19 protein-coding genes and 3 pseudogenes are annotated in these 20,552 nt (G+C 69.9%); 12 read left to right on the top strand and 10 right to left on the bottom strand.

Annotation, left to right across the window (positions count from 1 at the left end):
- Positions 1-182: 182 nt before the first annotated feature.
- On the top strand, positions 183-1,994 hold the full coding sequence (locus AC5WS8_RS18750) for a copper resistance CopC/CopD family protein (protein WP_496104553.1): 1,812 nt from the start codon (positions 183-185) through the stop codon (positions 1,992-1,994).
- Between the two features lie 89 nt (positions 1,995-2,083).
- On the opposite strand, the gene AC5WS8_RS18745 is transcribed toward AC5WS8_RS18750, so the two are convergent.
- The 5 genes from AC5WS8_RS18745 to AC5WS8_RS18725 form a co-directional block, all read right to left on the bottom strand.
- Positions 2,084-2,530: a YrdB family protein gene (locus AC5WS8_RS18745; RefSeq protein WP_496104781.1), complete on the bottom strand. Its 447-nt coding sequence runs from the start codon at positions 2,528-2,530 to the stop codon at positions 2,084-2,086.
- A 239-nt stretch (positions 2,531-2,769) separates the two neighbouring features.
- Entirely contained in the window at positions 2,770-3,168 is a 399-nt protein-coding gene (locus tag AC5WS8_RS18740) for a DUF5959 family protein (RefSeq protein ID WP_496104552.1), read from the bottom strand.
- 272 nt (positions 3,169-3,440) lie between these two features.
- Positions 3,441-4,082 carry a hypothetical protein gene (locus tag AC5WS8_RS18735; RefSeq protein WP_496104551.1) on the bottom strand — a complete coding sequence of 214 codons (642 nt, stop codon included), beginning with the start codon at positions 4,080-4,082 and terminating at the stop codon, positions 3,441-3,443.
- Positions 4,083-4,091: 9 nt separating this feature from the next.
- The gene (locus AC5WS8_RS18730) at positions 4,092-8,549 is read right to left on the bottom strand and encodes a polymorphic toxin-type HINT domain-containing protein (RefSeq protein ID WP_496104550.1); all 4,458 of its coding nucleotides are present in this window, start codon (positions 8,547-8,549) and stop codon (positions 4,092-4,094) included.
- A 438-nt stretch (positions 8,550-8,987) separates the two neighbouring features.
- Complete coding sequence (locus tag AC5WS8_RS18725) at positions 8,988-9,539, bottom strand: hypothetical protein (RefSeq protein ID WP_496104549.1); 552 nt, start codon at positions 9,537-9,539, stop codon at positions 8,988-8,990.
- A gap of 159 nt (positions 9,540-9,698) precedes the next feature.
- Between AC5WS8_RS18725 and AC5WS8_RS18720 the strand changes: the two are divergent.
- A pseudogene (locus tag AC5WS8_RS18720) lies at positions 9,699-9,843 on the top strand (IS630 family transposase); the annotation flags it as partial.
- Positions 9,844-9,889: 46 nt separating this feature from the next.
- On the top strand, positions 9,890-10,027 hold the full coding sequence (locus AC5WS8_RS18715; RefSeq protein ID WP_496104795.1) for a hypothetical protein: 138 nt from the start codon (positions 9,890-9,892) through the stop codon (positions 10,025-10,027).
- 55 nt (positions 10,028-10,082) lie between these two features.
- Here AC5WS8_RS18715 and AC5WS8_RS18710 read toward each other — a convergent pair.
- Positions 10,083-10,373: pseudogene (locus AC5WS8_RS18710) on the bottom strand (DUF4357 domain-containing protein); the annotation flags it as partial.
- Positions 10,374-10,473: 100 nt separating this feature from the next.
- Here AC5WS8_RS18710 and AC5WS8_RS18705 point away from each other — a divergent pair.
- The 3 genes from AC5WS8_RS18705 to AC5WS8_RS18695 all read left to right on the top strand — a co-directional run bounded on the left by AC5WS8_RS18705 (position 10,474) and on the right by AC5WS8_RS18695 (position 14,044).
- On the top strand, positions 10,474-10,785 hold the full coding sequence (locus AC5WS8_RS18705; RefSeq protein WP_496104548.1) for a calcium-binding protein: 312 nt from the start codon (positions 10,474-10,476) through the stop codon (positions 10,783-10,785).
- 49 nt (positions 10,786-10,834) lie between these two features.
- Positions 10,835-12,094: a hypothetical protein gene (locus AC5WS8_RS18700; protein ID WP_496104547.1), complete on the top strand. Its 1,260-nt coding sequence runs from the start codon at positions 10,835-10,837 to the stop codon at positions 12,092-12,094.
- Between the two features lie 108 nt (positions 12,095-12,202).
- Positions 12,203-14,044: a DUF262 domain-containing protein gene (locus tag AC5WS8_RS18695; protein ID WP_496104546.1), complete on the top strand. Its 1,842-nt coding sequence runs from the start codon at positions 12,203-12,205 to the stop codon at positions 14,042-14,044.
- A 71-nt stretch (positions 14,045-14,115) separates the two neighbouring features.
- Here AC5WS8_RS18695 and AC5WS8_RS18690 read toward each other — a convergent pair whose 3' ends face one another.
- A complete protein-coding gene (locus tag AC5WS8_RS18690; RefSeq protein ID WP_496104545.1) occupies positions 14,116-14,583 on the bottom strand; it encodes an ATP-binding protein in 468 nt (155 codons plus the stop codon).
- A gap of 164 nt (positions 14,584-14,747) precedes the next feature.
- Here AC5WS8_RS18690 and AC5WS8_RS18685 point away from each other — a divergent pair, with 164 nt between their 5' ends.
- Together AC5WS8_RS18685 and AC5WS8_RS18680 are read left to right on the top strand one after the other, a co-directional pair.
- Positions 14,748-15,608, top strand: a complete 861-nt coding sequence (locus tag AC5WS8_RS18685) for a helix-turn-helix domain-containing protein (RefSeq protein WP_496104544.1) — start codon at positions 14,748-14,750, stop codon at positions 15,606-15,608.
- The gene (locus AC5WS8_RS18680) at positions 15,605-15,790 is read left to right on the top strand and encodes a DUF397 domain-containing protein (RefSeq protein ID WP_496104543.1); all 186 of its coding nucleotides are present in this window, start codon (positions 15,605-15,607) and stop codon (positions 15,788-15,790) included. Before AC5WS8_RS18685 ends, AC5WS8_RS18680 begins: the two co-directional genes overlap by 4 nt.
- A 57-nt stretch (positions 15,791-15,847) precedes the next feature.
- On the opposite strand, the gene AC5WS8_RS18675 is transcribed toward AC5WS8_RS18680, so the two are convergent.
- Together AC5WS8_RS18675 and AC5WS8_RS18670 are read right to left on the bottom strand one after the other, a co-directional pair.
- Entirely contained in the window at positions 15,848-16,297 is a 450-nt protein-coding gene (locus tag AC5WS8_RS18675) for an EcsC family protein (RefSeq protein WP_496104542.1), read from the bottom strand.
- A gap of 58 nt (positions 16,298-16,355) precedes the next feature.
- Positions 16,356-17,015, bottom strand: coding sequence for a PadR family transcriptional regulator (locus AC5WS8_RS18670; RefSeq protein ID WP_496104541.1), 660 nt, complete (start codon positions 17,013-17,015; stop codon positions 16,356-16,358).
- A 103-nt stretch (positions 17,016-17,118) separates the two neighbouring features.
- On the opposite strand from AC5WS8_RS18670, the gene AC5WS8_RS18665 reads away from it, so the two are divergent.
- The 4 genes and pseudogenes from AC5WS8_RS18665 to AC5WS8_RS18650 form a co-directional block, all read left to right on the top strand.
- A complete protein-coding gene (locus AC5WS8_RS18665) occupies positions 17,119-17,610 on the top strand; it encodes a hypothetical protein (RefSeq protein ID WP_496104540.1) in 492 nt (163 codons plus the stop codon).
- Between the two features lie 31 nt (positions 17,611-17,641).
- Positions 17,642-18,838 carry an FAD-dependent oxidoreductase gene (locus AC5WS8_RS18660; protein ID WP_496104539.1) on the top strand — a complete coding sequence of 399 codons (1,197 nt, stop codon included), beginning with the start codon at positions 17,642-17,644 and terminating at the stop codon, positions 18,836-18,838.
- 272 nt (positions 18,839-19,110) lie between these two features.
- Entirely contained in the window at positions 19,111-19,329 is a 219-nt protein-coding gene (locus AC5WS8_RS18655; protein ID WP_496104538.1) for a hypothetical protein, read from the top strand.
- Between the two features lie 16 nt (positions 19,330-19,345).
- Positions 19,346-19,642: pseudogene (locus AC5WS8_RS18650) on the top strand (SAM-dependent methyltransferase); the annotation flags it as partial.
- 301 nt (positions 19,643-19,943) lie between these two features.
- Here the strand turns inward: AC5WS8_RS18650 and AC5WS8_RS18645 are convergent.
- Positions 19,944-20,552, bottom strand: a 609-nt coding sequence (locus AC5WS8_RS18645; RefSeq protein WP_496104537.1) for a group II intron maturase-specific domain-containing protein, incomplete at its 5' end; no start/stop codon positions are given.

The raw sequence follows: 20,552 nt of genomic DNA, 5'->3' as shown, positions 1-20,552 counted from the left end.
CGAGAAGGCGATCACGCTCCGGGAAGCAGGCGCCGGAGGGCCCGCGCTCGCGTGCCCGGGACCGGCGCAGACGCCGAGTTCATATGCGTCTGCTCGTCTGCGCAGGGCGCCGTCGGGTGAGCAGGGTTCGGCGTGCGTCCGTACATATCGATGATCCAGACGCCGGAACCCGGGGACACGACGTGGTGCGACGACAGGTGAACGACGGCAGGCGGACGATCGGCTCGCTCCTGGCGCTGCTCGCCGTGCTTGCCGGTGCTCTGCTCGGAGGTGCGGCACCGGCTTCGGCGCACGCGGTGCTGACCGGCAGCGACCCGCGCGACGGCAGCGTGTTGAAGACCGTGCCGAAACAGGTCACGGCGACCTTCGACGAGTCGGTCGCCCTCGTCGAGAACTCCTTGCGGGTGCTCGATCCCGAGGGCCGTCCGGTGACGGCGGGCGATCCGCACCATGCGGGCGGCCGGGGCGACACCGCCCGCGTGGCGCTGATGAGCGGTCTGGGCCAGGGCACGTACACCGTGTCGTGGCGGGTGGTGTCGGCGGACACCCACGCGGTGTCCGGCGCCTTCACCTTCTCCGTGGGCAAACCGTCGGCGAACCGGGCCCCGGCCGCTGCCGCACCCGCGGTGGACCCTGCCGTCGAAGCGATGTACGGCGCCGGTCGCTACGTCGCCTACGGCGGTCTCACGCTGCTGATCGGCATTGCCGTGTTCGTCCTGGCCTGCTGGCCCTCGGCCACGGCGGTGCGGGTGGTGCGCCGGCCGTTCGTGACCGGATGGTGGGCGCTGCTGGTGTCCACGGTCGCGCTGATTCTGTTGCGCGGGCCCTACGACGGCGACGAGGGGCTCGCCGGGGTGTTCGACGTGGGGTTGCTGCGGCGTACCGCGGACAGCCGGCCGGGGATCGCCCTGTTGGCCCGGCTGGTCCTGCTCCTGGTCGTGGCCGCGCTGGTACGCCACCGGCTGCCGGCGTCGAAGCCCACTCGGCCGGTTGCCGCAGCAGGCGGCGTGCTCTCCCTCGGCCTGACCGCGACCTGGGCGGCGGCCGAGCACGCCTCCGCCGGGATCCAGGTACCCGTGGCCATGACCTCCGCCGTGCTGCACCTGATGGCCATGGCGGTGTGGCTCGGCGGCCTGGCCGCACTGCTGGTCGCGCTGCACCGGGCACCGGCCGAGGACCCACTGCCCTCCGCCGCCGTCGCCCGTTTCTCCCGCATCGCCCTGACCGCCGTGGGTGTCCTGGCCGCAACGGGCGTGTACCAGTCATGGCGTGGGCTGGGCTCCTGGGAGGCGTTCACCACGCCGTACGGCAGGATCCTCGCGTTCAAGGTGTGGGCGGTCATGCTGATGCTGCTGGCGGCGTCGTACTCCCGGCGCTGGACGGCCCGGCTGCTGCACGTGAAGGAGCAGGAAGGCGTGCTGGTCACGGCGGGCGGCGGCGGGACTCCTCCCCCTTCCCCGGCCGGCGGGAGCGAGACGGCGGGGCCCGGTTCGCCCGCGCTCCGGCGCGGGCTGCGCCGCTCCGTGCTGGCCGAGGTGACGGTCGGTGCGGTGGTCCTCGTGCTCACGACCGTGCTGACGGGCACCCAGACGGGCCGGGCCGCCGACGAGACCGCTGCCGTGGCGAGCAGGGTGCCCGGACGGCCCGACGTGAACCTGACCCTGATTCCGTACGACACCGGTAAGAACAACCTCGTCGGACGCGGCAGGGTCCAGGTCGAGCTCGAACCGGGCCGGGTCGGCCGGAACGTGGTCGAGGTGATCGTCTACGGCGCCGACGGCAGCCCCGTCGCCATCCCCGACCTGCGGCTCACCTTCACTCACGCAGCCCGGGGGATCGGCCCGCTGGACGCGCGGCTCGCCGACGAACGCGGCTTTTGGGGCAGCGACACCCTCAACCTGCCCGCCGCCGGGACCTGGACGATGAGGGCCACGGTCCGCGTCTCCGACATCGACCAGGTCACCGTGGAGAAGACCGTGATGATCGGGCGATGACCCGTGGCCCCACCGCGCTTCCGGTGCCTCGCACCGCCTCGTGGCAGTGACACGGAGCCGGAGCGTCCCGACCTGAGCCGGCGTGAGCCTCAGCCTTCACGAACCGGGGGCTGCGTCATTCGTCCGTCGCGCGCCGGCCCGGCCGGCACCACGCTCGGCGGGGCGGCACGGAAGATCTCGGCCACCGCCGTGTTGACGACCGTCACAACTGCCACGGCACTTGCCGCGACGGGATGACCCACGTCGAACAGAGCGGCGGCACCACCGCCGAGCACCAGCGCCTTCACCATCAGGACCAGGGGAAGCCGCGGCCGCAGCCGAGCCCGGGGCGCGGCGAACAACGCCCAGAGCGTGATCGCCAACAGAGGCGTTCCCAGGCCGAGCAGGATTCGGACAGCGCCCTGATGCCCCGCACCGAACCCCCACCAGCTCAGAAAGCTCAGCGCTGCGAGCTCAAGCAGGAACGCCAGGACTTCGTTGGCGCCGTACCAGGGCCGAACCCCGAGTTCGGCCACACCGTCAGTGTCCCCCGCCATCAGATCCTCCCGCTGCTCCGGCACGCCCAGCATGGCACGGCGGCGGTCAAGGCGTGAGCATCGGTCGGCTCGCCACCACCGAGGACCTGCTCCCCGCTGCCGAGCACGTCATCGGACTTCCCCATGACGCCCAACGGTCGATCGACAGGGCAGCGAGCAAGACCGACGTTGCCGCGTCGGCCGGGAAGGCACGCCCGTGCTTACGGTGGTCGACGGCGATCCCGTTCGCCGGCCATGGTTCAGTCTTCGGCCAGGGGCCAGGTCTCCCAGACCAGGTCCAGGCGTCGGTACGCGTCGTCGAACCAGGCGTCGGCCAGTGGGACGGCGACCGTCACCGCCGTCAGGGACATGGAACGGTCCCTGATCGTGACCTGGCACCGGTCGTCGTCTTCGTCGAGTTCGACGAAGAGCCACGGAGCGCGTTTTCCCTCGCGCCAGGCGATGTCCTGGCCCGCGTCGAGCGAGTCCAGGGCCTGCTGCCACTGCCGCAGGTCCTGGGGGCAGATCCAGGTCTTGAGGGTGCCACGGACGAAGGGCGTGTCCACCACGAACTCTCCGGCCAGGACATCGGCCTCGGTGGGACGCTTCCGCTCCTCCTTCCCCGTGATCCGGAGAACGACGATCGAATCCACAGCCATGACTGCCCCTCCCGACTCGCGCATGTCGCCGAAGACTAATCGTCGGCACAGACACCGGGCCGGCTGCGGCGTGTCAGGCCGCGTGGGCTTCGGGGCATTCGGCGAGGCGTCCGCGTGCGAAGCGGGACGAACCGTTCTGTGGTGGGCGCCGGGATCGCCGTAAGCGGGAGGCGGGCCCGGCGGGAAGAGGCAGGGATCACGCGACCTGGCTCGGGTTGCTCCCCAGATCGTAGGGTGCCGGATCCGCCCGGCGGCGGATCCGGCACCTCTGGCTACTGCAGGTCGATCAGATGGTCCACTGTCATGACCAGCGGCTCCCCGTAGCCGAACCGCTCGCCCAGAGCGACGAACCGGTCGTACTGGGGCTGCGTCAGCGGTACCCAGTACTCGGACAGGCACCGCAGCAGCAGCCGGAACGCGAGGTCCGCGCTGACCTGAGTGGCGGCCAGGTTCAGCGCGGGCACGACCCCGCCGACGTGTGCCCAGGCGTGCTCGGTCACCGCGACCGGCAGCCGCGGGCTGGCCAGCAGGATCTCGTCGAGGACCTCGCCCGTCAGCGCCTCGGACGCCGGCCCGGGCGCCTGGAGCCGGTAGGCCGGATCGTCCCTGCGCAGCCGCCGCAGGCACACGTCGATGATCTGGCGCAGCCACTCCCGGCCGTCGATGCCCAGCCGGTCGATGTCGTACCCCCGACAGGTCGCCGCCAGCCACAGCGATGTGACCGCCCAGGTGGGAAGCGGCGACTCCAGCAGCCGCAGTGAATCCTCCAGCAGCGCCGGCGCGGCCTTGCCGCCGAAGCTGTCGGCCGAGTTCGCGACGATCTCAAGTGCCGTCCCGTCCCGCGACCAGTCCTGGTGGAACTGCCGCGTCAGCTGGGTCAGCCCGAAGTCGGGAGCGGAGCGCCAGTCGGTCATCGTCCCTCCTTACACCGGGTAGGCGGTGAAGACGAAGTATCCGAGGGGGTGTTTCCCACTGGCTGTCCTCGGCGCCTTCTTGAGAAGGACGACGTACCCGTTGCCCGCGTCGGTCACCACGTTGTTCGCCCGGTAGACCTTGCCGAGTGAGTTCTTCGCACCGAAGGTGCCCTTGATGGTGTACGGCTCCGTGCTGTCGCTCGCCAACCACTTGGCGATCGTGAGGGACTTGGGGTTCTTCGCCTTCTTGGCGACATCGTCCGCGATGGCGTAGTCGACCACCTGCTGGGCGGTCTGCTCATCGACGAAGACGCTGTTGACTCCCTTCTTCTCGATCAGTTCGTCCAACTTCTCCGGGGTCGGGTTCACGTGCTCGTCGAGCGTGTGGGCCTGGCCCGGGTACTCCGCCGCGTCCTTCACCAGGTCGTTGCAGTTGTGGACGAGCACGTCCTGTGCCCTGGTGCCGGCGGTGCGCACGTAGAAGGTGTGCAGGCCGTCGACGGTCAGGTCGTAGACCGACTGCGGGGCGAGGCCTTCGCGGTCGCGGAGCCCGGTGACGGCTCGAGTGCCGCCGTCCGCCGTCCGCAGCAGGTCACCCGCGTGCAGATCGGAGGCGAAGGTCCAGCCGGCGTTGACCACGTACACCCGGTGACCGGCCGTGCTGGTCAGCCGGCCTGCGCCGGAGAGGGTGATGTCGACCAGGCGGTCGGTGCTGTGAGCGAAGGACGCCGTCACCGGCTCCACCCGCGAGGTGCGGGTGTCCGGGTCGGTGGCCAGCAACCGGTCGCCGACGCGGATGTCGCTGATGGCCTTGTAGGAGCCGTCCGCCAGCAGCACCCGCGTGTCGGCCGGGAAGCTGTTCAGCGAGCAGTTCGCGAAGGCGTCCTCGGCGACCTTGACCTCTTCCTCGAGGCCGGCGAGTGCGTCGGCGTCCAGTCCGGCGGCCTTGACCCCGACCCAGGCTTCCTCGATGCCCTTGCCGGCCTCCATGGCCCGGCGGAGGCCGACCACGGACTTGATCATCTCACTGATCTTGCCGTACGGGATGAAGTTGGCCGCGGCCCAGGCGCAGCCACTGGCCTTGCCGTTGGCGCAGTCGATGAAGTCACCGGCGACGATGTGCACCAGGTTCTTCAGCGAGGCCTGGATCATGTCCTTGGCGACGATGTGCAGGGTGCGGTGCTCGGTGAAACCCACCGGCCGCGTCGCCAGCGACTGGCGCAGGCAGTCCACGCTCGTGGGGCTGGTCACGTAGCAGATGAGCACATCGGAGTAGACGGTGCCGCTGATGTGCATCGCCACGTCGATGTCGCAGGTGCCATCACTGCCGGTGGTGCAGCCGCCGGGGTCGGTGGTGACGGTGAGGTCGTCGGCGGTCTCCAGGATCGCGTAACCGCCGTCCCACTTGTCGATGATCCGGGACTGCCGGGCCGCCGTCTGGGCCTGTGCCTCGGCCGTCTCCGCCGACTTCTCGGCGGCTTCGGAGTCGGCCTGGGCGTTCTTGGCGGCTTCCTGGGCGTCGGCGGCGTCCTTGGCGGCCTGGTCCGCCGCCTTCTGAGCGGCGGTTGCCGCTTCCCTGGCCTGCGCGGCGGCGCTGCGCGCGGCGGCGGCGTCGTGTTCGGCTTCGGTGGCGGCGCTGTCGGCTGCTGCCGCGTCGCTCTCGGCGCTGCTGGCGGAGTTGTTCGCGGCGGCGGCGTCGGCCTGCGCCTGGGCGTTGAGCCTCGCGGTCGCGGCGTCGGCGGTGGCGGCCGCTGCGGCGTCCTCCGCTGCCGCGGCGGCCGAGGTGCGGGCCGCCGCTGCGGACTTGGCGGCGGCTGCCGCGTCGGTCGCCGCACCGGCTGCGGCCTGGGCCGCGGCCTTGGCGTCGGCGTTGGCCTTGGCGGCTGCGGCCTGGGCCAGCTTGGCGGCGTCGGCGGCGTCCTTGGCGCGCGCCTCGGCGGCCGCCTGCTGCTGCTGGGCGACCGTCTTGGCGCCCTGCCCGACCAGGACCGCCAGAGCGGCGGACGAGTCGATCTCCCGGAACGGGGTGCCGAGCGCGATCGCGTCATTGGCGGGCGCGGTCACGGCGGCCGCCGCGTCGCGGGCGGCGGCGGCCGAAAGAGCCGCCGCGTAGGCCTGTCCGGCTGTGGTGGCGCTGTCCTTGCGGGCCTGGTCGGCCGCTGCCCGGGCGGCCACCGCGTCGGCGGCGGCCTTGCGCGCGTCCGCCTGCGCCGAGGCGGCCAGCGCGGTCGCGGCGTCGGCCGCCTCGGCCGACTGGCGGGCGGCGCTGATCGCGTCGGCGGCGGCCGAGTGGGCGGTCGCGGCCGCGGCACGGGTGGTGTCCGCGTCGGACTGTGCCCGGTTGGCGGCCGCCCGGGCCTTCTTCGCGGCCGCGTCGGCGTTCGTGGCGGCAGCCCGCGCCGCGATCGCGGCATTGGAGGCGTCGTCGGCGTCGGCTTGGGCCTTGTCAGCGGCGGTGGACGCGTCGTCGGCGGCGTGCTGTGCCTTGGCGGCGGCGGCCTTCGCCCCATCGGCGGCGGACGTGCCGTCGGCGGCAGCCGCCGCTGCCTCGGCGGCGGCCGCCCTGCTGTTCAGGGCGTCGCGGCGGTTGGCGGCGTCGGAGGCCCGGCCGCGGGCGTCGGCGGCCTGGGACTCGGCGGTTTGGGCGTCCGTCTTCTTCTGCGCCGCGACGGCCTCGGCCTGTTCTGCTTCGGCCTCCTTGCTCCGGGCCGTGGCCTGCTGGCTGCGGGCGTCGGCTTCGTCGGCGGCGGCGATCTGCCGCTTGCTCTCGGCGAGCGCCCGGTCGGCGGCGGCGTTGGCCGCCTGCTGCTGGGCGATGCCGCGCTGGGCCGCCGCGTCGGCCGCCGCCCTCGTGGCGGTGGCCTGGGCCTTCTCGGCGGTGGTCCGGTCGGCCTTCGCCGTCGCCGCGGCGTTGGCCGCCGTGGTGGCCTGGGCCGCCGCGGCAACTGCTGCGGCGTGCGCCTGGGCGGCAGCCTCCTGGGCGGCGGCCTTGCGGAACTCCGCCTTGAGCGCCTCGGCCTGGGTCTTCGCCAGCGACATCAGCGCCGCGCTGTCGTTGACCGACGCCTTCGCGGCGTTCACCGCGGTCTGGGTGGCCTTGGCAGCTGCGGCGGCCGCGGCGGAGGACGCCTTGGTGACCTGCGCCGACTGCTGCGCGTAAGCCAGACCGCGTCCGTAGGGCGTGTTGTTCGCGGCGGCGATCTTCCCGGCCGCTGTCTCGGCGGCGGTCACCTTGTCGGCCTGGGCCTTCGCGTCGGCGGCGGCCTTGTTCGCGATCGTCAGCTGGGCGGCTGCCCGGGTGCGGGCGTTGCCGATCTCCTTGGTGGCGTACTTGAAGTCGGCGGGCTTGGGATAGGACAGCTCATTGGAGCTGTTCTTGGGGTGTTTGGTCCAGTACGACTGCCACTTCGCCAGTTGCCCGGCGATCCAGGACTGGCCCACCGACTCGACCATCGCCTGCGAGGCCGTCTGCAGATCGCTGTTGGCCTGGATCTCCGCCGCGACGATGTCAGCGCGCTGTGCGGCCTGCGCGTCCAGTTCCGACTGCCACTCGACGCCGGCGGTCTTCACCACCGACCCCAGCACATGGTGGGGGTCCAGCGGGTTGTCGCTGTCGCAGGAGGCGAAGCGCAGCTTGAGCGCCTCGACCTCCATGCGGTACTCGACCGACCCCGCGTCCGGCGCGGTCTTCGGGAACCCGCCGTCCTGCAGGAAGATCCGTACGTCGTCGGCGTGCTTGTTCCCGGTGAACACCTTGCCGTCGTCGAACGGCTCGTAGGAGCCCAGCGCCTGCCACGCCTGGGCCTCGGCGAGGTTGTCCGAGGTCTCGTCCTTGCCGGAATACAGGTGCAGGTTCTTGGCCAGCGCGGTGGCGGCGGTCATCGAGGACGGCTGGGCGATCGGCGCCAAGTCCCCGTAGAGCGAATCCTCGCCCTTGAAGTACTGGTTGACGTAGAACTCGGTGACGCCGAGCGTGCCGTAGTAGTCCGGTGACCAGTGGAACGCGGTGTTGCTCATGCCCGGCAGATCGAAGTTCCCCGGGATCGACTTGTCCCACGTGTAGTGCCGGTCGCCCAGGGTGTTCCAGGTCTTCTCGTAGCTGGCCTGGTCCTTGTCGTACGCGGTGGACAGCGGTGTGGTGTTCCAGTACTCCGGATTCGCCAGCCGGTGCAGTTCCGCGGGATCGGTGCTCGTCAGCCCTGACTTGGCGACCGCCTTGAGGGCCGGGCCGCCGGCGTGCAGGATGAATCCCAGCCGGCACACATCCGTACGGATGGGGGCTGCTGTGTCCTTCAGCCGGCCGGGGTAGACGTAGGTGTCCGTGTCGGCCCCGCCGGTATCCTTGGGCGTGGCCGCGAACGTCGGTGTGGCGGTGGCGAGCAGAGCTCCAGCGACGGTCGCCGCGGCGAGCGCATGCCAGCGGAGCCGGCGTCTGGTCAGGACGCCGACGGGAGTGTATGTGGTCAATTCGACCCTTCCCCCTGTGAGTTTTGAGTTGTGTGTGGGTAATGTAAAGGCGCGTGTGACGGATCGTCATGGTCTCGTGATGCAGATCACACAGGGGAATCACAGGCGGATTCGAACTCTGCCGAGTGCGCGGCATGTCAGCGGCCCCGGGGTGGCCAGAGGCCCCGTGACCCCGCGTCGCGGCGTCCGTCCTCGACCCAAGGTGGGTGGGACGGACGCTCACGAGTGGCGGGCCGCACCGGCCGACGCGGCCGTGGCCGAACGGATGCGCAGTCCACGGACTTCGCACCGCCGTACGCGCGGGCGGCTCTCGCCGCGGTGGAACGGTTGCGGCAGATCCCCGACGAGTTCACCGGCGTGCTCCGCGGCCGGCCCACCATCGGTGTTGTCTCCGGAGTCGCCGGCGGCAGATTCGATGTCGCCTCGCTGGTTAATTGGTCAGGTCCCCTGCCGTTGCCCCAACAGGCGGGCCTGTTCCTTCTTCAGCGCGGAGAATCCCTGGCGCGCGTAGGCGGCGAGCTCCTCGCTGGGGAACGACACCACCGAGAGGTGCTGATCGTGTTGTCCCTGCGCCCAACGAGCGGTTGTGATCTCATAACCCGACACATGCGCGCACAGTTGGAGCAGAAGCGACGGCATCTCTGATTCGCTCAACAGGTCCGCATGTCTGATGACCAGGTCGCGCATGGCCTGGATGTTCGGAAGAAACACGGTGGTGACCCACAGCCGCCACTCGGTGAGCTCTTCAGGAGTGGGCAGGGACTCATGAGCAAACGGCGACTTTCCGCCGGGGCGGGCGTGACGTTCCACGAACGCGTTGAACGTGCGGCTGTTGGCTTCCGTGAGGGCGAACAGCGGCCCGTAGAAGTCGCTGAGCTGGCGATTCACGCGAGCGAGACGTTCCTGACGTTGTGACAGGCGTAAGCCGTTGAGGTACGTGACGACGTAGCCGACGAACGCCAGCCCGACGGTAACGACCACTGTGATCACGAAAGGCGATTCTAGTGCTGTCACCGCATGGGTTCGAAGGGTTGCTGGTTGGGGCGGTTGGATGTGCGGTGACGTCCCCTTCCGATCGCTGGGGGCACGGTGGCCGAGCCCGTCCGTGTGCGCAGACTGACCGACCAGGAGGGGCAAAAGCTCCAGTAGATCGTGCGTCGGGGCAGCACGAGTTCGGTGCGTTATCGACGCGCGATGATGCGGCCGGCCTCGGCCGGCGAGAACCGGGTGCATGTGATCGCCCAGCTCGTGCAGACCGATGAGGACACCGTCCGGGGATGTGATCCACCGTTGGGCAACCGTCCTGGCCGAACTTGCCACCTCTCCCGAGAGCTCGCGCGGTGGTCTGGGTCCGTCGTGAGGATCGCCGCGGCCGCGAGTCCGTCGGCTTGCTCGTCTTCGCCGCCCACACTCCCAAGGGCCTCGTGCTGATCGACGCCGCCCGTGACGCCCCCGCCGCGCTGGACAATTACGAGTGAAGCCGTCCTCCGTACGCCACTCGGCCCGCCCGCCGGGGCTGCGGCCGGCCACGACCGATGCCGCGGCCGACGGGGAGTTGCACTCGATGTCCCGGGTGGTCTCCAGATACCCCCGCCAACGCTCCGACTCCCGGATCCCGCCGTCGGTGAGCAACTCCTCCCGCTGCGCCGCCGCGTGACGTCCTATGCCGGGCAGCGTCTCCCGGCGCACAGGCGAGCCGGCCAGGACCAGGAACTTCGGGCTGCCGTTCAGCCCCTTCTCGCGCAGGACCCGTCCTCGCGCGGACGGCCCGCCGTTCGGCAGCCGCAGACAGAACTCCGGGTACTGCACGACGTCGTCGGCCATGGTCACCACTCCCGCCACACCGAGCAGAAGATCCACCGAGAACGATCGGGCCCTCCTCCGACAACGGCGAGTGCCGAGGTGGGGTCGTTAGGGTTGCCCCATGAGCGCGTTGGACACGGCCGAGCTCGAGGCCATGATCGAAGAGGCGACTGTCGACGCCTACAACGAGGACGAGCAGCTGACCGGCCTGTTCACCATGCTTGAGGAGCACCTCGACCTGCCCTTCACCACCGTGGTTCTCGGCGTCGAGGTGACCGTGGGCGGCATCGACCTCACGCGGGACGGGAGAATCGTCGCCCTGTGCTCTCACGGCGGCATCCGGCAGTCGATCGGAATCCTGGATCTGCCGTTGCCCAGCCCGGCGCCCGAGGGCGCGCAGTGGATCGAGGCGTACCGTCACTGGGCCGGTTGAGGCCGGGCACTCGAACGCACGCGAAACCGGTTGTGTGGAAGGGCTGAACATGGCTGACGCCGAACAGGGCACGCACCAGGACGTCGGCGAACGGTCGCTGACCGACCTCGTCGAGCGCAGTGCCGAGTTGAAAGGACAGCTGGTCGCCTTCGGGCAGAGCTCCCGCTTCGACCGGTGGTTGAGGCCCCTCCTGCTGGAGGCCGCAGGGCCCGAGCGGCAGCTGGACGAGGGCGAGGCGATCCGGATCGTCGACCACTTCATCCTGCGGTATCGCCTGCCGGACGGTTCGACCGTGGTGGACCGGTTCGTCGCCGGGCGTAAGGGCTTGACCGCGGTCGACCGGGAGATGCTGCTCGGCTGGCGCGACCCGGTCGAGGGCATCTTCGAGATCCAGCGCAAGGACAAGGATGCCGTCGCTCTGCTGAACCTGGTCGACGACCTGGAGTACCGCACGTACTCGAATGCCGGGAGGACGGCGTTCCGCGGAGTGTCCGAAGGGGACTTCCTCCACACCTGCCTGGTGCCGGTGCACCCGGCCCGCGGGGCGTGGCTGGTGTCAGGGGCGATGTCGAGCTACCCCGCCTCCAGCGCGACCGAGATCGCCCAGGCCGCTCTCCAACTGGCCACCAGCCGACCCGAACTGGTCTTCCGTAACCCCCGAAAGGTCGAGCAGGGGTGGCAGGTGATGCGGGAGGACCGGGCCGCGTTCGTCGAGTTCTGCGGCGGTGACGAACTGGCCCTTCCGCCTGCCGAAGCCGAGGACCTCCTCAACGCCTACTACCGCCACCGCCAAGAGACCGCCGTCGCCGGACAGCCCGACCGCGCCCGGGGCAGGCGGCTGCCCGGCCTGGACCTGCCGTTCTTCGAGTTGCCGCCGGAACTGGCGGGCTCGGACACCGTCGGTGTCATCTACGACCAGGTCGACGGGCTCAACTTCTACGCGGACTACGGAATGCTCCGAGACCTCTTCGCCGACCCGGCGCTCGGAAGCCGCAGGCAGTACCAGGACCTGCTGCGCATGTACCTGCGCGAGGAGTCGATCGGACCGCTGCCGATCCGCCGACTGGCTGCCGCTCACCCGGAGACAGCCGACACCGTGTTCCGAAAGCTGCTGCGGAAGCCCGGATTCACCTGGAGTGAGCACGGCGAGGCGCTGCTGCGCCGACGCAAGCCCTGGTACTACGCGGACGAGCCCCGCCCTGGTGTCTCCGTCATCGGCGACCGCCTCCTTGCGCTTGCCGCCGGCCGTCGACAGTCACCGGTCACACGGCCGCGACTGCGGCGCAACACCGCTCGGCGCAGGCAGTGAGGCCCCAGGCGCCGGCGGTCGTGCTGGGCGGGTCGTCGCATGCCGCTGCGGGGGCCCGACCGGGGGCGATACGGTGGGGACGAAGATCTGAGTCCGGTGGGGGGACGCATGTCATTCCAGACGCCCATCACGATCGCCGGCGCGCTGGAGAGGATCCATCGCCGCGAGTACGTGTTGCCGGCGATCCAGCGGGAGTTCGTCTGGTCGCGCGACAAGATCACCCGGCTGTTCGACAGCCTGATGCGCGGCTACCCGATCGGCTCCTTCCTCATGTGGCAGGTCCAGGAGGGCAACGCCGGCCGCTTCGCCTTCTACGACTTCATGCGCGACTACCACGAGCGCGACAACGCCCACTGCGCGCCGACGGGCCCCCTCGGCAGCCGGGCGGTCACGGCGATCCTGGACGGCCAGCAGCGGTTGACGGCTCTGAACATCGGCCTGTACGGGTCGTTCACCGCGAAGCTCCCGCGCCTGTGGGCGAACAATCCCCTCGCCTACCCGAAGAAGTTCCTGTACGTGAATCTGTTGCACCGCGGACAGGACGACGACCTGGGAGTCGAGTACGACTTCCGGTTCCTCACACCGGAGGAGGCCGCAGCCGGGACCGAGAGCGGAGACGCACACTGGTACCGCGTCCAGGACGTGCGCGAGGTGCGCACCGTCCGGGACGCCGTCCGCACGCTTCAGCACCGCGGGATCATGGACAACGACACGGCCGGCGACGTGCTGAGCCGACTCCAGGAAGTCGTCCACGTCACCCCGACCGTGAACTTCTTCCTGGAGGAAGCGCAGGAGCTGGACAAGGTCCTCAACATCTTCATCCGGGTCAACTCGGGCGGGGCGGTTCTCTCCTACTCCGACCTGCTGCTGTCGGTCGCCACCGCGCAGTGGGGCGAGCGCGACGCCCGGGAGACCATCCACCGGCTCGTCGACGAACTGAACGGGGTCGGCCAGGGCTTCGCCTTCAGCAAGGACCTCATCCTCAAGACGGGCCTGGTGCTGCTCGGCAAGGGGGACATCCGCTTCAAGGTCGACAACTTCGACCGCGACACCATGACCAACCTGGAGAAGCACTGGTCCGACATCGAGGGCGCCCTGCGTCTCGGTGTGGCGCTGCTGGCCGACTTCGGGTTCTCCGGTGTCACGCTCACCGCCAACAGCGTCCTCATCCCGCTGGCCTACTACCTCCATCGCCGCAACCTGGGTGAGAACTACCGCACTTCGGAGGCCTTCCGGGACGACCGCGCGGCGATCCGCCGCTGGCTCCAGCGCTCGCTCATGAAGTCCGGCGTGTGGGGCAGCGGTCTCGACCGGCTGCTCACCGGCCTGCGCACGACTCTGGAGAAGGAGGGCGGCCAGGGATGGCCGACCGAAGCCATCGAACGTGAGATGGCCCGCCAGGGCAAGGCGCTGCGCTTCGAGCCGGCCGAGATCGACGACCTCCTGGACCTCAGGTACGGATCGAAGCGGCTGTTCCCGATGCTGGCGATGCTGTATCCCGGCGTCGACACCCGGGACCACTTCCACGAGGACCACGTCTTCCCGCGCAGTCTCCTGCGGTCGCGGGCCAAGCTGCGCAAGGCCGGTGTTCCCGAGGACGCGCTCCCGCTGATCGAGGACCGCGCGGACAGGGCGGCCAACCTGCAACTCCTCAGAGGAGCCGAGAACACTTCCAAGCAGGCCTCTCTGCCGGCCGACTGGCTTCGGAAGCACTTCCCGTCGGACGCCGAGCGGCAAAGCTGGCTGCGGGAGTTCGACGCCATCGGTTTGCCCGAGGCCGTGACGGGGTTCCCGGAGTTCTACGACGTACGCCGGGAGCGCATGCGACAGCGCCTCGTGGCCCTGCTGGACGTGCACACCCGCACGGAGCAGGAGCCGGACGCCGACGCGTTGGGGGTCGGGCAGACGGTTCCGGACGATGAACCCGATCCGGGGAACGAGGGGCTGTAGGCCCGGGGGAGAGCGGGGCCGCTCTCCCTGTCGGTGAGCTGGTGAGCTGGTGAGCCGGAGACTCCCAACTCCTAACGGATCGGCCTCGGGTCGCATGGCCCGAGATCGAGCTCGGCCCACACGGTCTTGCCACTGGGCGGATGCGGCTCGGTACCCCATCGGCCGGCCAGGGCGGTGACGAGCAGGAGCCCACGGCCCGTTTCGGCGTCCGGTGGCGTCTCGAAATCCGTGGAGGGGGTGGGCAATTGGTCGCCCCGGGCGTCGGTGACGGCGATGCGGAGGACGACGTCGGCGGACGCGTGATCGAGGGTGAGCGTGAGGCGGAAGTCGCGGCCTTGGACGCGGCCGTGCAGTGCCGCGTTGGCGGCCAGTTCGGCCACGATCTGCTCCGCGCGCTCGGCCACGGACGGCGGCACCTGCCAGGCCTGGAACTCCGCCACGGCGAGGAGACGGGCGAGCCGTGCGCCGCGACGGGTGGACGACAGCTGCTGCGCGAACGTCCGGACGGCGGTGGGGGAGTGGGGCGAGCTCACGTTCATGGGGCCACCGTGACGCGCGTGAGGTGGTGTGCGCCAGGAGTGCGGCCCGTACGGTGCGTCAGCGTACGGACACGTTCGGTGGACAGTACGCATGCGGAATGGCCAGTCTGGGTGTTCTCCATCAGGGGGGAACTGGCTTGTGTGCACCTGGAGGTGGGCCTCGAATGACGACCGACCACGTCGAACCGGTGGGGCTGGGCGGAGACTGCGAGCGGGAACCGGATCCGTCGGACAGTCTGCGGACGTTCGGGGCGGTGGTCCAGGCGCTGCGCGAGCACGCGGGGCTGAGCCGGGCGGAGTTCGGGGAGTTGGTCCGCTTCTCCAAGCACACGGTGGAGTCGGTGGAACTGGGGCGGCGGATGCCGGACGCGTCGTTCGTGGAGCGGGCGGAGGAGGCGCTGGGGAATACGGGGGCGCTGCGGCGGGCGGCGTGCTTCCTGACGCGGGGGGAGGCGGGGCTGGCGGCTTGGTTTCGGCAGTGGGCTCGGCTGGAGCGGGCGGCGGTGAGCCTGTGCACTTATGAGTGCCGGCTGGTGCCGGGGTTGTTGCAGTCGGAGGGGTATGCGCGGGCGGTGTTCGACAACAGCATCCCCCCGCTTTCCGATCAGCAGTTGGAGGCGCAGGTCGTCGCGCGACTGGAGCGGCAACGGATGCTCACTGAGCGGCCCAACGTCCCGTTCAGCTTCATCGTGGAGGAGCACGTCTTACGGCGGCGGCTTGGAGGTGCGGAGGTGATGCGAGGCTTGCTGGATCACGTGCTGGCACTCACTGCTCCCAGGAACGTGACGTTTCAAGTCATGCCGATGGACGCCGAGTATCACGCGTGCCTCGACGGTCCCATGCGCCTGCTGGAAACCCCGGAACGTCGGCGGATTGCCTACTCGGAGGGTCAGCAGAACGGCCGTCTGATCACCGACGCGAAAGAGGTGAGCCTGCTCTGCCAGTGCTATGACACACTGCGGTCGCAGGCCCTGCACCCCAAAGACTCACGGGGTCTGCTGGAGCGACTGCGAGGAGAGCTATGAGCAACCCCGAACTCGCCTGGTTCAAGTCCAGCTACAGCGGCACCCAGGGGGACGACTGCGTGGAGGTGGCAGTTACCGAGCAGGCCATTCACGTGCGGGACTCCAAAGACGTCACGCGCCCCGACTTCTCGGTGGGGCGAGACGGCTGGGCGCACTTCGTGGACTTCGCGGCGGGGTCCTGAGCCGTCGTCCCGGCGGTCGCGTGATGACGTTCACCGCCGGGACACCGGTACACCGGGTCAGTGGAGGTCGGGTCCGCCCGCCTCGACGATCTCGTCGAGCACGCTGATCTCCTCGTCGGCGTCGTCCGGCACGTCTGGGTCCTCGCCGAGATACGGTCCGGGTGCCTCCTCGTCAGCGAGATGCGGGTACTTCTCCAGGAGCAACCGCCGCCGGTACGCCATGTCGGCGGCGTCGACGATCCCCTCCAGAGTGGTCCAGTTGAGGGTGCCGCCGACAACGATCCCGAAGGCGGGTACGGCCTTGCCGAGCCCCTTCTTGGTGAGACGAAAGCCGAACGCCTTCGCGAACTGCGTGGAGACCTTGGTGACGACTGACTCGCTGAGGACTTCCCACGTCTTGCCGCGGAAGAGCGCCTGGGTGAGCCGCGAGATGTCGGCCATCGCGGCGTTCTTGGCGGTGGCCGAACTTGCTGTCCCGACGTTGACGACAGACATCACGAAGAGCACGGTGGCAGGTAGTTCCCGTTCCGAGCCGGTGCGGCGGGGTCTGCTGCACGTCTCGCGGTCACTGCAGGTCGTGGTCCGGCATTGAGAGCGTTCGGTCGGCCAGGGCCTGCTGTCCGGTGCTCTGGGCGAAACCGATCAACTCCTCAAGGCTCCAGCCGAGCCGCCCGCGGCGCAGATCGTCTGTGACGGCGCGGATCCAGTCCAACTCTGCGGCGGTCATGGCGCGCAGATACTCCCCTTCGAGCATGGTCACCCGCGGCAGGCCGTGGATGTCCCTCTGCTCGGCCAAGGACTTGTCGTGTGCGTCGAGCGCTCCCGCGACGGCCGCGGCGCGCTGTTCCAGCACGTCGAGGGCCTCCTCCGGGGCGAGCATGAGGACGAAGGACAGTGCGGCGGGGAACTGCGGGAACTCCTGCTTCGGCGCGCTGAGCATCTCGCCCAGCCAGACGCGCATGGTCGAGCGTCCCTCGTCGGTCAGCTCGTACACCGTCCGCTCGGGGTACTGCTGGTCGCGACCGGTCTCCCGGACCGTGACCAGGCCCGCCGCGAGCAGCCGGTCGATCGTGCGGTAGAGGCTCGCGCGCTGGCCGACGTTGACGACCTGGTCCTTCCCCCACTGCTTGATCAGTCGCTGGATGCCGTACGGGTGCAGCGGCTGGAAGTGCAACAGGGCCAGCACGGTCAGGGCCAGCGGGGAGCTGCGGGGCGTGGTGCTCATGCGTGCATATTACCCACGCTGAAACTAGTTGACGTGAGACTAGTTTCGATGCAACTATCCATGGAGTATGAACGGGGCCCACGATCGGACGGAGACCACGAAAATGACCACCACCAGCACTGAGACGCCCGCCGCCGCCGAGCGCGTCCACGCCGACCACGCCACCACCAAGCGGCTGGGCAACTGGACCCGCGCCGGACACATCCAGGTGCGCGCCCGCCAGGGCCTGGCCGTGCTCGACCTGCGCTCCCCGGACCTGCCCGACGACATGGAGCTGCGCCTGGAACTCCAACGCGCCACGGTCAAACTGCTGGTGCCGGAAGACGCCGTAGTCGAGCACTGGGACCTGCGTTGGACCGCGCGCGGCAAGGTCAAGGACGCGCAGGGCCGGACCGCCGGGGAACCGGCCCTCGCCGGGGTCCGCCGCATCCGTCTGACCGGTGTCGCAGCCGACAGCGAGGTCCGCGTGCACCGCGGCGGCATCGCGGTCCTGAGCGCCATGTGCTCCCGCGCCTACCTGCAGGACCTGCGCCTCGCCCACCGGACGGGCGGTCACCCGACCGTCGACGACCCGGCACGCTCGCACGGCCACTGAACATCCGACAGGACGGGGAAGGGGCAGACGCATGACTGCGATCAAGACGGCGGCCGTCATAGGAGGCGGCATAGCCGGACCGGTGACGGCCCTCGCACTGCGCAGGGCGGGCATCGAGGCGACCGTCTACGAGGCTTACGAGAACACGGCGGACGGCCTCGGCGGCATGCTGATGGTCGCACCCAACGGGCTCAGCGCCCTGGAAGTCGTCGGTGTGGACCAGGGCTTGGCCGGTCAGCCGGTCCATCGCATGGTCATGACCGACGGACGGGGCCGACGGATGGGCGAGTTCGGCGGACTGACCGGCCTGCCGCCCAGCCGGGTGATGTCGCGCGCCGACCTGTACGGGGCGGTACGCGAGCGGGCCGCCGCGATGGGCGTACGGACCGTGTACGGCAAGCGCCTGGCCGGAGCCGAGGAGACTCCGGCGGGCGTCACGGCCGAGTTCACCGACGGGACCCGGGTGACCGCGAACGTGCTGGTCGGGGCCGACGGCATCCGGTCGACGGTCCGGCAGCTGATCGACCCGGCAGCGCCCGGCCCCCGGTACACCGGCCTGCTCGGCTTCGGCGCGTACGCGAAGGCGGAGGTCCCTCAGGCGCGGCCGGACACCATGTACTTCGCCTTCGGCGAGCACGCGTTCCTCGGCTACTGGCCGGTGCCCGGCAAAGGCACCGCCTGGTTCGCCAACCTGCCGTACGACGAGCCGCTCAGCGCGGAGCAGGCCCGTACGACGCCGCCGGCCGCATGGATGCGCATCCTGCGGGAGAAGTTCGCCGGGGACGTGCCCGGCCGCGACCTGCTCCGGGGCACCGGCGACGACGAACTCCTCACGTTCGGAGGGCTGGAGATCCTGCCCTCGGTGCCGAAGTGGTACCGCGGCCGGATGGTCCTGGTCGGCGACGCGGCCCACGCGCCGTCCTCCAGCTCCGGACAGGGCGCGTCCCTCGCGGTGGAGAGCGCGGTGCAACTGGCGCGGTGTCTGCGGGACATCCCCGACGTGGGCGCGGCGTTCGCGACGTACGAGCAGCTGAGGCGGGACCGGGTGGAAAAGGTCGCGGCCCAGGCCGCGAGGACCAACAGCCAGAAGTCGATGGGGCCGGTCGCGACGAAGATCACGGCCCTGCTGATGCCGCTGGCGACACGGACGTTCCTGAAGCCGGAGAAGATGTTCGGCTGGACGCACCGGTACCGGATCGACTGGGACGCGCCTGTGATACCCGCCTGACGCGCAGGCGACATCCGACAGCGCTCACCCGGTCCGGGCACCCGCGCACCGCGCGCCACGTCCCGACGATCCGGACGCGGGCCGCCGCCGCACCGCTCAAGGCCGCCATCAGTCGCCGGCCTGGAGGATATCTGCCCTACAAGTGGTCTCCCTGAAGCGTTGAGTCCTGCGGAAAGAGCGATCGGGTCCTGAGAATGACGAGAGACGAAGCCGTCGAGGCGGCACGCGTTCACCTGCGGGGCATTTAGGGAGACGGTCCGCCGATCATCGTGATGCAGCCGGAACTCTCGGTCGAGCACGACGCGGCGTGGGCCGTGCGTTTCGACAGTCAGGAGCACATCGACACCGTGGACCTCACCCAGGCGCCGATGGTGCGGGTCGTCGCCGTCTTCAAGGACAGGTCGTTTGTGGGATTCCCTCCCTCCGCCTACACCACTGAGGAGTTGAGGACGTGGCTCGCCACGGGGCAGCAGTCCAGGAAGCCGTTCTGAGTCGATGAGTGATCCGCTGCCGGCCCGGATCGGCGGCGTCTTCGCACCGGGCAGCCGGATGGGCCTGACGCTGGGGTCGCGCCGGGGGGCGAGCGCTTCGGCGCGGACGCCGGACCGGGATCGGCGGCCTTGATGTGGGCTCGGGAGATGCCCGAGCACCCGGTCGGCCGGCCGACCGGGCACGGCTGGGACGCCCAGGGCCACACCCTGCGAGCGCGCCGCCTACGGCCGACCGATCCTCACTCCGCCACAGTGGGAAGAGCAGCCCGGCGAGCTGGTCTCGGCCCTCCGCCGGCCGACCAGCCACCGGTGAACCCATCCGGTTACTTCGCTGCTGTACGCCCTGAAACGCCGGAGGTCCCGCAGTGATCCGGGACCTCCGAGCTGCGCGCACCCGGCAGGATTCGAACAGACGCGTGAAGTGTCGCGGCGGGAGAGCCGGTTCTGGACCCGACCGGCAAGGGACGACGCCGCTGGACACCATCTCGGCCCAGGCCCGCTGTGGTCGGGTAGCCGGAGACCATTGCTGATCCCCGGCCCCCTCAGAACCGGACGTGCGAGCTTTCCCCGCATCCGGCTCAAGCAAGCCCCATGGGCTTCGCAGGTCAGCAGGGTTATGTGGTCCGTCTGCCGTCGCGAGCGTGGTGCTGGCGGTGGCATTCGGAGTGCACGAGGCGAAGGTTGGTCCGCTCGTCCGTGCCGCCGTCTCGCCGGTAGGTGAAGTGATGCTTGTGGAGCATCTTCTTCGAGGCCGCGAACCAGTTGATCCACTCGCGTGGGCTGTCCGGTTCGTACTCGGCTCCGACGATCAGCGCCTGCCTGCAGAGAGGACAGAGCCCCTGCTGCCGGACCGCCAGGAGAAGACTCGTCTTGTCCATCGGCGGCGGCGCTTTCCTTCGGCGGCGGTCCCGCCAGTACTCGGTCAGGTCGGGGTCGTCCGGAGACGCTCCGCCCTTGACGAGCTGGTGGCGGACGATGCCGGTCCAGGCAAACTTGATGAGAAAGGCACCGCTGTCGCGGTCGCCGAATACCCACCGGTCTCGCCGGGACGGGTGGAACCTGCCGAAGTACCGGTCCACGACCCAGTACCTCGACTTGTTGCGGTGACGACGTCTGGCCCATGTGAAGGTCAGCCGCCACATGTAGTGATCCAACGACGAAAACGTCGTCGTGGATGCCACCGCCCGGTAGTAGGCAGCCCAACCGCGAACGATCGGGATCAG

Source organism: Streptomyces sp. PTL18 (assembly GCF_059510295.1).
This window is presented reverse-complemented; position numbering and strand designations above follow the sequence as displayed.